Source organism: Eubacterium sp. AF22-8LB (assembly GCF_003458715.1).
Classification (GTDB): domain Bacteria; phylum Bacillota_I; class Bacilli_A; order Erysipelotrichales; family Erysipelotrichaceae; genus Holdemanella.
Window position 1 is genome coordinate 1 of sequence record NZ_QRVI01000002.1, and the last position, 12122, is coordinate 12122.

A 12122-nucleotide genomic window follows, 5' to 3' on the forward strand; every position below is an offset into this window, starting at 1 on the left:
CGGCGACAATAGTTGGGCTTGCCCCTGCGAAGATAGCTAGCTGCCGGGTCCTTTTTTTTACAAATACAGCGGCTTGTCTGCTTTTTTTTTATGTTTTTCTAGCGTATAATACCAATATGCATAAAATTTTGAAATATTGTAAATCAAAACCTATCTATATTATCTTAGCTGTATTACTCCAATTTTTAACACTGTTTTTTTTGGTGAGCTATTTTAGTCAAAAATTCTTTATTGTTTACTATATCTTGATTATATTTAGTCTATGCGTATGTATGCATATCATTAATCGTGACTCCGATTCTAGCTCTAAGCTTTTATGGGTACTGTTAATTATGGCTTTTCCTATTTTTGGAGGACTTGTTTATTTGTTAATTGGCAATCGTAAGATTCCAAAGGCTTTAATGATCAAAGACCGTCAGGCTTATTCTGACTATAAAAAATATGCTCTACAAAACATTGAAATTTTAAGTGATCTTCATGAAGATGATTATGTATTAGATAAAATGACATCTATGGCATGGTCAAACGGATACTTTCCTGTTTATGAAAACTGTGAAGTTACCTACTTTCCTTCAGGAGAAGATCAATATCAGTCTTTTATTGAAGAACTTATTAAAGCTGAAGATTTTATTTTTATGGAATTCTTTATTATCAATAAAGGTGTCATGTGGAATACTATTCTTCAGATATTAATGGATAAAGCCGCTATGGGAGTCGATGTTCGAGTTATCTATGATGATATGGGCTCTTTAACATATTTGCCTAGAGATTATGCCAAATGGTTAAATGATCGAGGCGTCAAAACTCACGTGTTTAATCCTTTAAGACCACAACTAGCCATGGCAATGAACAATCGTGATCACCGTAAGATTTTAGTCATTGATGGTAAGGTGGCCTTTACAGGAGGTTGCAACATTTCCGATGAATATATTAATACGAAAAAACGATTTGGACATTGGAAGGATATGGGGTGTTTGATCAAGGGAGCTGGTGTCGAAATGTTTACCATTTCTTTTTTACAGATTTGGAATTATCAGGCATCTCAATATACATCGTATTCTAGGTTTATAAAAGATCGAACTTTGTTTTCAAATCAAAAAACAAAAGGCTTTATTATTCCATTTTCAGATTCTCCGACTGACGAAAATAACACTGGCTTAAATATGCATCTAAATATGTTAGGATGTGCAAAGGATTATTTTTGGATCACAACACCATATTTAATATTGGATTCCGAAATGATTTCTAGTTTAAAGCTTGCCGTTTCCAATGGAGTTGATGTAAGAATCGTCGTACCAGGTATTCCGGATAAGAAGATGGTTTATCAGGTCACAAAGGCAAACTTTGATACATTAATTAAAGCGGGCGTAAAAATCTATGAATATACACCAGGCTTTATTCATGGAAAGGTTTGTATCATCGATGATTCTAGTGCATTGGTAGGAACAGTGAATATGGATTTTAGATCATACTATCAACATTATGAATGTGGTGTATGGATGCATGAAACGGATTGTTTAGTGGACATAAAAAAGGACTTTGAAGAAATATTCAAAGTCTGTCATGAAGTGACATTGGATGAGTGTGTAAACACCAATCCAGCACTTAAATTGTATCGAAATGTATTAAAGGTATTTAGTCCTATTATGTAGGATCAAATACCTTTTATTTTATTTATGAATCATTTTTGCAGGCTGTACATATTGATCAAATTCTTCACTTGTTAAGAATCCTAATTCTAAAATAGCTTCCTTTAAAGTTAAGTTATTTTTAAATGCATATTGGCTGGCATGACCTGCTTTTTCATAGCCAATCACTGGATTTAAACAAGTTACTAACATCAATGAGTTATGTAGATTTTTATCCATTGTTTCTTTATTCGCTTTTAATCCAACTAGACAATGAATAGTAAATGAATGGATTGCATCTGCCAATAATTGAATACTTTGATCCATATTGTAGGCAATTAATGGCATAAAGACATTTAATTCAAAATTTCCTTGACTTGCTCCAATACCAATGGCTGTATCATTTCCCATTACTTGAACAGCGACCATTGTCAAAGCTTCACATTGTGTTGGATTGACTTTACCTGGCATGATACTTGAGCCTGGTTCATTACTAGGAATATCGATTTCATGAATACCGCTTCTTGGACCACTCGCAAGCCATCTGACATCATTGGCAATCTTCATACAGTTAGCAGCAAGTCCTTTTAATGCTCCACTTGTATAAACCATCGCATCCTTACTTGTTAGGGCATGGAATTTATTTGGGTCTGGTACAAATGGAAGATTTGTCTTTTCTGAAATGATTTTAGTAACCACTTCATCAAAGCCTTCTGGACAATTGATACCTGTACCTACAGCTGTAGCCCCACAGGCAAGCTCATATACATATTTCAAGCTATCTAAGATTTGTTGCTTACTATGCTCAATCATAGAGCGATAGCCACTTAGTTCTTGTGAAAAATATAAAGGAGTCGCATCTTGAAGGTGGGTTCTACCAATTTTAATAATACCTTCATTTTCTTTTTCTAGCTTTTGAAGTTGTTCAATCATCATATCCAATTGAGGAATCAATTCAGCATTGATTTTTTGAGCAACCATAATATGCAAGGCAGCCGGGAAAGTATCATTTGAGCTTTGGGAAGCATTTACTGTATCATTTGGATGTAGAATGTTTTCATTTGCGAGTTCATTTCCTAACATGGAAATAACTTCATTGGCATTCATGTTGGTTTGTGTTCCTGAACCTGTTTGCCACACATGCAAAGGGAATTGATCTAAATACTGTCCATCCTCAATTTTTTGACATACTTCTACAATGGCTTCACATTGTTTCTCACTTATTTTATTAAAGTGTAGGTTGGCCTTTGCGCAAGCCTCCTTTAAAATCGCAAAGCTATGAATCAAAGATGTCGGCATAATTTCTTTACCAATCTTAAAATTTTCAAGGCTTCTTTGTGTTTGGGATTTCCAATATTTATCCGCTTCTACTTGAACCTGTCCTAAGCAGTCTTCTTCTATTCGATATGTACTCATTTTTGTTCACCTCTATGTAGTAGTGTAACATTTTTTATCTAAATTGTCTTTATACATGTTACAATAGATAAAGTGAAGGAGTTGTACCCTATGCGAATGAAAGAGCCTTATGAAGCTTATTTAGATGATTATAATTGTTTGGATGTATATATGTCCAAAAACTTCTTTGGAGGAGAAAGTCGCATCTTCCATATGAAGGATACGAAGAATCGTATTATACCTTTAACGATTCAATCGCGATGTGATCTATATAATGGATTTACCCATTATCAACTGTCTTTAAATGGAACACTCAATGTAGGTGAGGAATATTTAGTGTTTGATGAACATTGTAAGACATGTGTCGCAAAATATTCTCATATTGTAAAAACGGAACGTTTTGCGAAGGAATTTACCTACGATAAAGATGATTTAGGTGTTACTTACACACCGGAGCAGACTACATTTAAAGTTTGGGCGCCTACCGCATTATCTGTAAGCGTAGGCTATGTTTTAAATGGGCATAAGCAAGTTGTAGCTTTAAAGCGTGAAGAGCATGGTGTTTTTGCGTTAACTATTAAAAAGGATTTAAATGGAGTTCATTATTCTTATTTAGTACGAGTCAATGGAGAATATAAAGGGGTGACAGATCCTTATACTTGTTTCACGGGTGCCAATTCACAATATAGTGTGATTGTGGATCCTAAAACAGTAAAACTTCCAAAAAAAATAAAGATGAAGCCTATGGGAAGTGAATGTGATGCGATTATTTATGAAGCAAGTATTCGTGACATGACTTCACAAACAGGAATTGGGGTAAGTCATCCTAAAAAGTTTGTTGGGTTTACCGAAGAAAATGAAATCACCAAAGCCCACAATACAGGTTTCAGTTATTTAAAATCATTAGGAATTACCCACGTACAATTGATGCCTGTGTTTGATTTTGGAAGTGTGGATGAAATCTATCCCAATATATTCTATAACTGGGGTTATGATCCCGTGCAATATCGTTGCTTAGAAGGAGCATATTCTTTGGATCCGAATAACGCAAAGTTGCGTATTGAGGAATTCGCAAAGCTTGTACATGATTGTCATAAGGCGGGAATTCGTGTCAATTTGGATTTAGTATTTAACCATGTTTATGTTAAAGAATATTTTGCACTAGAAAATATGGTGCCTGATTATTATTTCTTGATGAATCGTGTAGGTGAATTCTCGAATGGAAGTTTCTGTGGAAATGATATTGATACACAGCCTTTTATGGCTCGCAAATATTTTATTGATACTTGTAAGCAGATTGTTGAGATGTTTGATGTCGATGGCTTCCGTTTTGATTTGATGGGAATTTTAGATTATAACTTAATGAATGAAATCAGTGCTGAATGTAAAAAAATCAAGCCAGACTTTATGATTTATGGCGAAGGCTGGAATATGCCTAGCTTTGTAGCCGAAGAAATTCGTGCATCGCAATTGAATCAGGCAAAAATGCCACATGTTGGACATTTCTCAGATCGTTTCCGTGAGGTGGTTCGTGGATCGAATCAAGAACTATCTCGTAAGGGGTTTGCGTCTGGACAAGCCGATTTATTTTATCAGGTACAATGCTGCATGGCGGCAAGCTGTTTAGATCATGTGTTTGATAGTCCAACCAAGGTTGTTAATTATGTAGAATGCCACGATAACCATACATTATGGGATAAGAACCGTGTATGTTGTCATGGAGAAAGTCGTGATTTAAGAGAGAAACGTCAAATTCTTGCGAATGCGATGGTTTTACTCGCACAGGGTATTCCTTTTATTCATTGTGGCCAGGAGTTTGGTCGTACAAAACAGAATTTAGGAAATACATACAATCGTTCGGATAACTATAATCGTGTGGATTATCAAAGAAGGGATCATCATATTGAAATTGTAGAAAGAACCAAGGAATTGATTGAAATTCGAAAGAAACATCCTTGTTTCCGTTTGAGCACAACAGAAGAAATTGAGGCGGGTGTTCAATTTGATTCGATTTATGATCAAGTCTTAGTGTATGCATGTCAAAAGGGGGATGATCATTGTGTAGCTTTTTTCAACCCAACTAATATTCCTTATGATTATCATTTAGACCAAGAGGCTACTGTCTTGTTTGATAATGGCACGTGCAACGCATTAAATACGTATGATATTCATATTGCAGCATTTAGTGTTGTTGTTTGTCAATTTGGCTTGACGGCTTAATGGTCAAAACATATAATAGATGTTAAATTGAGAAGGAGATAAACAATGGCAAAATTTTTTGAAGAACCATCTAGAACGTTCAGTGAGTATTTATTGATTCCAGGTTATACGGGTCCGGATTGTACACCGGATAAGGTAAGTTTAAAAACGCCTTTAGTAAAATTCAAAAAAGGTGAAGAGCCTGCACTTTCATTAAATATTCCAATGGTAAGTGCTGTTATGCAAGCTGTTAGTGGTGAAGAAATGGCTTGTGCACTTGCACGTGAGGGTGGAGTAAGTTTTATTTACGGTAGTCAAACAATTGAGTCTCAAGCCGCTATGGTTCGAAAAGTAAAATCGACTAAGGCTGGATTTGTTGGCAGCGATTCAAATATTAGCCCTGAAGCAACATTAGAGGATGTAATTGCTCTTCGTACAAAAACAGGACATTCAACAATGGCTGTTACAGACAATGGTAAGGCTGATGGAAAATTGGTCGGTATTGTAACAAGTCGTGATTATCGCGAAAGTCGTATGGATCATTCGATTCAGGTAAAAGAATTCATGACACCATTTGAAAAGTTGATTGTTGGAGACGAAGATATTACATTGTCAGAGGCAAACGATTTAATTTGGGAGCATAAATTAAACCAGTTGCCTATTGTTGATAAAGAACAACATTTAAAGGCTTTCGTATTCAGAAAAGACTATGAATCACACAAGGACAATCCAAATGAATTATTGGATGACAAAAAGCGCTACATTGTAGGTGCAGGTATCAATACACGTGACTATGCGATTCGTGTTCCTGCATTAGTGGAAGCTGGTGTTGATGTTTTATGTATTGATTCAAGTGAAGGTTATTCTGCATGGCAAGCTGAAACAATCAAATGGATTCGTGAACACTATGGTGACAGTGTAAAAGTTGGTGCTGGTAACGTTGTTGATGGAGATGGATTCCGTTTCTTGGCAGAAGCTGGAGCAGATTTTATCAAAATTGGAATCGGTGGAGGTTCTATCTGTATCACACGTGAACAAAAAGGTATTGGACGTGGACAGGCAACAGCTACAATTGATGTAGCGAAAGCTCGTGACGAATACTTTGAAGAAACAGGCATTTATGTTCCAATTTGTTCAGATGGTGGTATTGTCCATGATTATCACATTACATTGGCATTGGCATTCGGTGCTGACTTTGTTATGTTAGGACGTTACTTTGCACGTTTCAAAGAAGCTCCAAACAAAATCGTAAGTGTCAACGGAAACTATATGAAAGAATACTGGGGTGAAGGTAGTGCCCGTGCTCGTAACTGGCAAAGATATGATGTTGGTGGAGACAAAAAGATGTCTTTCGTAGAAGGTGTTGATTCTTATGTACCATATGCAGGCAGCTTAAGAGACAATGTAGGATTATCTTTATCTAAGATTCGTCATACAATGTGCAACTGTGGATGCCTAACAATTCCAGAACTTCAAAAGAATGCGAAAGTTACTTTAGTATCTAGTACAAGTATAGTTGAAGGTGGAGCTCACGACGTTGTTGTTCGTGACGAACATTTCGACGCAAAACCACAATAATCTCAAAAGGACTTCGGTCCTTTTTTTCTTTATCAAAATACCTTATAATACTTGTATGGAAAAACAGAATGATTTATTGATGGACTCAAGTATTCTCTATCGAAGTACACAAAAATATTATGATAAAATGCTGCAAGATTTAAATTTAAGCTATGCCCAGTTACCTATCTTGATTGAAATCTATGAAAATGAAGGGATTTCTTTACAACAAATTGTACAGGTGGGAGGTTACGACAAGGGGACTGTCACTAAAAATGTACAGAAATTAAATGCATTGGGTTATATTTCGATTCAGACAAGTGTGAAGGATAAACGTGCCAAAGAACTTTATACAACGGCTTTGACCAAAAAACACATCTCCGAAATCTATGGTATTCGAAGAGACTGGTGGCATCATATCACGCAGGATCTAGATGCCAATGAAATTGAAGTATTTTCCAAGTTTTATCAGACACTCTCTACACACGCAAGAAGCTATGCCGATTTAGAGCAGACTAATTTGCAGTTTTATAAATTAAAGAAGCTGTCCCTATCGGATTATGAAGGTCATTTAAGCTGTTCCTTATATACAGGAGGATGCAACTTGAAATGTCCATATTGTCATTCTAGAGATTTGGTTTATTTAAAGGAAAACAGATATCCGATTGTTACTGAAAAGATCAATGAATATTTAGAGAGTCATCGTAAAGATTTAGATGGAATCTATATATCTGGCGGAGAACCATTGATGCATGAGGGTGTTGTTTCCTTTTTAAAATATGCGAAAACATTGAATTATAAAATTAAGCTTCATACCAATGGAATGTATTATGATCGTCTTCATAAAATCATTCATGAAAAATTAGTTGATTCGATAAGCTTAGATATCAAAAATGCACCGAGTGCCTATGCTAAAACGTGTGGCGTAGAAGATATTGATATAAATGAAATTGAAAAATCATTGCGTTTATTAAAAACATCACATATTCCTTTTGATTTATGTGTTACATTAGTCAATGAATTTCATAATGAAAAAAATATCGAGGAATTAGGACAATGGATTCAAGGTGTGCATATGGTAGTTTTACAGCCATTTCAAAATAATGAAACAACCATTGATCATTCCTTGCATAGTCCAGATGAAAAACAGATTTTAAAATATAAAACAATCTTAGAAAAATATGTCGATACCGTAAAGATAAGGGGGTAAACAAGTATGATAGAAGTCGAAAAAAGAGATGGTTCCATCGTAACATTTGATTCTTCCAAAATCTTTTCTGCGATATCAAAAGCCTTTGATTCACTTGGTATGGAAAAGGATGATGCGATTATTAATTTGTTGGTGTTACGTGCTACAGCTGATTTTCAATCGAAGGTCAAGGACAATCGAATCAGTGTAGAAATGATCCAGGATAGTGTAGAAAAAACATTGTCCGAATCGGGTTATTATCCAGTCGCAAAAACCTATATTTTATATCGTAAACAAAGAGAAAATGTGCGTAAGATTCAATCGACGGCCAGTGAATATATTCATTTGGTCAATTCCTATCTCGATAACAACCTGCCTTTAGAAGATGAAAACTCCTTAGCTACATTCTCAGTAGGAGGCTTGATTCTATCGAATTCAGGTATGATCACATCCAACTATTGGCTGAGTGAAGTCTATGATACGCAAATTACCAATGCGCATAAAAATGGGGATTTTTATATTCACAACATTCATATGTTGACAGGGGGAAGTGCAGGATGGTCCTTGGAACAATTGATTTTAAAAGGTCTTCCTTCAGTTAATAAAATGATTTCAAGTTTACCGGCAAAGCATTTAAGCACCTTGTGTAATCAAATGGTCAACTTTTTAGGTATTATGCAAAATGAATGGGCCAGTGCGCAGTCTTTGGCACATTTTGATACGTTGCTAGTGCCCTTTATTCATAAGGACAAGCTTTCTAAAAAAGTGGTATTGGATTGTTTAGAAAGCTTTATATATGGGATAAATATACCATCTCGATGGGGAACGCAGGCACCATTTAGCCAAATTACAATGGATTGGAATGTTCCGGATGATTTTAAAGCTAAAAAGGCAATTGTAGCTGGTAAGGAAGAAGACTTTACCTATGGAGATTGCGCAAAGGAAATGAAGCTTTTACATAATGCGCTTTTTGAAATCTTGCATAAAGGTGATATTTCAGGGCGTGGCTTTCAATTTCCAATTGTTGCCCTCTATTTACAGCCTGACTTTGACTGGATGCATGAAGAGGAATTATTTAAGGCCTGCGCAAAATATGGAACGCCTTATTTTCTAACCAAGGAACAAAAGGATGTACAAGGCTATTTTGGATATGAACCATGTTGCGGAAGTATGGGAACAGTTACGCTAAATCTTGTTCGTATGGCTTATTTATCCAGCTCTAAGGAAGATTTCTTTAAACGTTTGGATTATTTAAGTGATGTGGCATTTCGTAGCTTCCATGTCAAACGCCAGGTATTAAATCAATTATTAGATGCTGGTTTATATCCCTACACAAAGACTTATATATCAAACTTTGATCATTATTATGGTACCCTAGGTATTGTAGGCATGAATGAAGCTTGTCTAAATGCTTCATGGTTAAAAAAAGATTTAATGGATTCAAATGCCCAAGTATTTGCGTGTGAGGTCTTGGATTTTCTTAATACGAAGATTTCAAAGCAGGATCAAAAGATCAATCTAGAAGCAACACCTGCAGAAAGTGTATGTACACATTTTGCAAAGTTAGATCATGAGTTGTATCCAGAGATTCAAAGTTATGGATATTATACAAATTCCACGCATTTAGATGTCGCAAGTACAGATGATGTATTTGAGGCTTTAGATATTCAACAAAAGCTTCAAAATCGCTATACTGGATCAACGTCATTTCCAGTTTTTATTGATCATGGCATCGATAACTGGAAGATGGCAGCCTTGTTAGTAAAGAAAATTTATGAAAACTATAATGTACCTGTATTTACGATTACACCAACGTATTCGGTATGTGAAGAGCATGGTTACATGAGTGGTAAACATTCAGATTGTAGTATATGTCATAAACCGACTGAGATTTATTCTCGTGTATCAGGCTATTATCGAAATTTAGAGGATTGGAATGAAGGAAAACAAAAGGAGTTTTCAAGAAGAAAGACATATTCAATATAAGGGGGGAAACACATTTATGAAAGATACAATTGGCTTTATTGGAGCTGGCAACATGGGTTCAGCCATGATTGAAGGAATTGCGCAGAAGAAGGTATTTAAAAATATTCTTGTGAATGATCATCATCCTGAAAATCTAGAGCGTTTAGAAAAGAAGTATGGTGTAAAGACGTCGATGGATGCCAATTTTGTCGCTTCAAACAGTGATGTTTTAGTTTTAAGCGTAAAACCTAAACATTATAAGGCTTTAATTGAATCCATCAAGGATAGTGTAAAGGATGATGTGATTATTGTGGACATCGCAGCCGGTGTTACTATTTTAGATGTAAAGCATTATTTTGAAAAAGATATCAAGGTAATCAAGGCTATGCCAAATACACCAGCCTTGGTTTTGCAGGCTATGAGTGCGATTAGCTTTGATGATTTGTGCAATGAAGAAGATAAGGCATGTATTCAGGCTTTATTTAATAGTTTTGGAAAATGTGAAGTAGTTGATGAAACAATGATGGATGCCGTAACTTGTGTGAGTGGGTCAAGTCCTGCCTATGTATTCATGATGATTGAAGCTATGGCGGATGCGGCTGTAAAACAAGGCTTACCACGCAAGCAGGCTCTTGTGTTTGCGGCACAGGCTGTACTTGGAAGTGCGCAGATGGTGCTTAAAACAGGTATGCATCCAGGTGCTTTAAAAGATATGGTTTGTTCGCCTGGTGGTACAACGATCGATGCGGTTTGTGAACTTGAAAAAATGGGCTTTAGAGCGAGCATTGAAGCGGCAATGGATGTATGCGCAAAAAAATCAAAGGCAATGACGGAGGTAAAATAAATGAAAAATATTTGTATTGGATTATTTGAGGGGGAAGTTCTTCCTGAAAGCTTAGCTGCTTTTAAAGATGTTAAATTGGATTTAGAATTTGGCAAGATCACAACGATTTATACATTGAATCAAATGGATTGTGAAAAAGTAGTCGTTGTTGGTTTGGGTGATGGAAAGAAGAACATCAAAGAAGCCTATAGTAAAGTGGAAGCCGATGATTATTTGGCATATGTTAATGAAAAAACAGCGTATGCGGCTGGTTTTGGTCTTGTATATGGTGCTTATAGCTATAAAGAAACAAAGGTGTATGAGCTTGAATGTGATAGCTTTAAAGCGGAATTTGAAAAAGGTATGACTGTAGCTCGTATTGTGAATCATGCGCGTGAAATCAGTGATATGCCCGCAAATTATCTAACACCAGATCACTTGGTGGATGAGTCTAAGATGATTGCTGAAAAATACAATATGGAAATTGAAGTCTTAGCACAAGAGGATCTAGAAGAAATTGGGTCCGGTGCATTATTAGCGGTCAACCAAGGCTCTGATCGACCTTGTTACATGGTTGTGCTTCGTTATGATGGTGGCAAAGAAGACGAAGAATATACAGCGCTTGTTGGTAAGGGCTTAACATATGATGCGGGTGGTTACAATATCAAATCGAATATGCATGGTATGAAATATGATATGTGTGGAGCTGCCAATATGCTTTGTGCATTGGAATTAATTGCCGAATTGAAAATTGAAAAGAATATTGTATGTGTTTTACCAATCACTGAAAATAAAGTGAATGGACATGGATTTGTAGATGGAGATGTGATTACTTCATTAAGTGGTAAAACAATTGAAGTCACAAATACGGATGCAGAGGGAAGATTGATTTTAGCGGATGCCTTGACAATGGCACAAAAGCTAGGGGCGACTCGTGTCATTGATATGGCAACCTTAACGGGTGCTTGTGTACGTGCTTTAGGAAGTACATATACAGGAATCTTTAGTAATGATGATAGCTTCTATTTGCCTTTCTTAGGTGCTAGTAAAGCTACAAAGGAACAAATCTGGCGTTTACCGGTTGATGAATATTTCCATTCGGAATTGAAATGCTCTAAGGTGGCCGATATTGTTAACTCGAAGACATTGGGTGGTAATGCAAGCTTAGCGGCTGCTTTCTTAGAGGAATTCATTGAAGACGGTACGAAATGGATTCACTTAGATATTGCAGGAACGAGCGATAAGGATGAAGTAGCTACGGGTGTTATGATTGAGACAATTATTCATTTCTTTGAAAATGAATGTAAATAAATGTAAGATATTGAAATAAGTTACAAAGTGTGATATTATCATCATGTTTAGAAAA

The 12122-nt window shown here is 35.9% G+C and carries 8 protein-coding genes; 7 read left to right on the plus strand and 1 reads right to left on the minus strand.

Annotation, left to right across the window (positions count from 1 at the left end; genetic code table 11):
• Positions 1–116: 116 nt before the first annotated feature.
• Positions 117–1652, plus strand: a complete 1536-nt coding sequence (gene cls / locus DWY01_RS00950; protein ID WP_117992591.1) for a cardiolipin synthase — start codon at positions 117–119, stop codon at positions 1650–1652.
• 18 nt (positions 1653–1670) lie between these two features.
• Here cls and fumC read toward each other — a convergent pair whose 3' ends face one another.
• The gene (gene fumC, locus DWY01_RS00955) at positions 1671–3044 is read right to left on the minus strand and encodes a class II fumarate hydratase (protein ID WP_117992482.1); all 1374 of its coding nucleotides are present in this window, start codon (positions 3042–3044) and stop codon (positions 1671–1673) included.
• A gap of 90 nt (positions 3045–3134) precedes the next feature.
• Here fumC and pulA point away from each other — a divergent pair, with 90 nt between their 5' ends.
• The 6 genes from pulA to DWY01_RS00985 are packed head-to-tail and all read left to right on the plus strand — an operon-like array spanning position 3135 to position 12067.
• A complete protein-coding gene (pulA, locus tag DWY01_RS00960) occupies positions 3135–5243 on the plus strand; it encodes a type I pullulanase (protein ID WP_199519815.1) in 2109 nt (702 codons plus the stop codon).
• 45 nt (positions 5244–5288) lie between these two features.
• Positions 5289–6800: an IMP dehydrogenase gene (locus tag DWY01_RS00965; protein ID WP_117992483.1), complete on the plus strand. Its 1512-nt coding sequence runs from the start codon at positions 5289–5291 to the stop codon at positions 6798–6800.
• 55 nt (positions 6801–6855) lie between these two features.
• Positions 6856–7989, plus strand: a complete 1134-nt coding sequence (locus DWY01_RS00970; RefSeq protein ID WP_117992484.1) for an anaerobic ribonucleoside-triphosphate reductase activating protein — start codon at positions 6856–6858, stop codon at positions 7987–7989.
• Positions 7990–7995: 6 nt separating this feature from the next.
• Positions 7996–9954 carry an anaerobic ribonucleoside-triphosphate reductase gene (nrdD, locus tag DWY01_RS00975; RefSeq protein WP_117992485.1) on the plus strand — a complete coding sequence of 653 codons (1959 nt, stop codon included), beginning with the start codon at positions 7996–7998 and terminating at the stop codon, positions 9952–9954.
• A gap of 16 nt (positions 9955–9970) precedes the next feature.
• The gene (gene proC / locus DWY01_RS00980) at positions 9971–10777 is read left to right on the plus strand and encodes a pyrroline-5-carboxylate reductase (RefSeq protein ID WP_199519816.1); all 807 of its coding nucleotides are present in this window, start codon (positions 9971–9973) and stop codon (positions 10775–10777) included.
• Complete coding sequence (locus DWY01_RS00985; protein WP_117992487.1) at positions 10778–12067, plus strand: leucyl aminopeptidase family protein; 1290 nt, start codon at positions 10778–10780, stop codon at positions 12065–12067.
• The last annotated feature ends 55 nt before the right edge of the window (positions 12068–12122 follow it).

Bases quoted from the DNA above. Each gene is read 5' to 3' on its own strand.
- pulA (WP_199519815.1), top strand. From the start codon at position 3,135: ATGCGAATGAAAGAGCCTTATGAAGCTTATTTAGATGATTATAATTGT.
- cls (WP_117992591.1), top strand. From the start codon at position 117: ATGCATAAAATTTTGAAATATTGTAAATCAAAACCTATCTATATTATC.
- fumC (WP_117992482.1), bottom strand. From the start codon at position 3,044: ATGAGTACATATCGAATAGAAGAAGACTGCTTAGGACAGGTTCAAGTA.
- DWY01_RS00970 (WP_117992484.1), top strand. From the start codon at position 6,856: ATGGAAAAACAGAATGATTTATTGATGGACTCAAGTATTCTCTATCGA.
- DWY01_RS00965 (WP_117992483.1), top strand. From the start codon at position 5,289: ATGGCAAAATTTTTTGAAGAACCATCTAGAACGTTCAGTGAGTATTTA.
- DWY01_RS00985 (WP_117992487.1), top strand. From the start codon at position 10,778: ATGAAAAATATTTGTATTGGATTATTTGAGGGGGAAGTTCTTCCTGAA.
- proC (WP_199519816.1), top strand. From the start codon at position 9,971: ATGAAAGATACAATTGGCTTTATTGGAGCTGGCAACATGGGTTCAGCC.
- nrdD (WP_117992485.1), top strand. From the start codon at position 7,996: ATGATAGAAGTCGAAAAAAGAGATGGTTCCATCGTAACATTTGATTCT.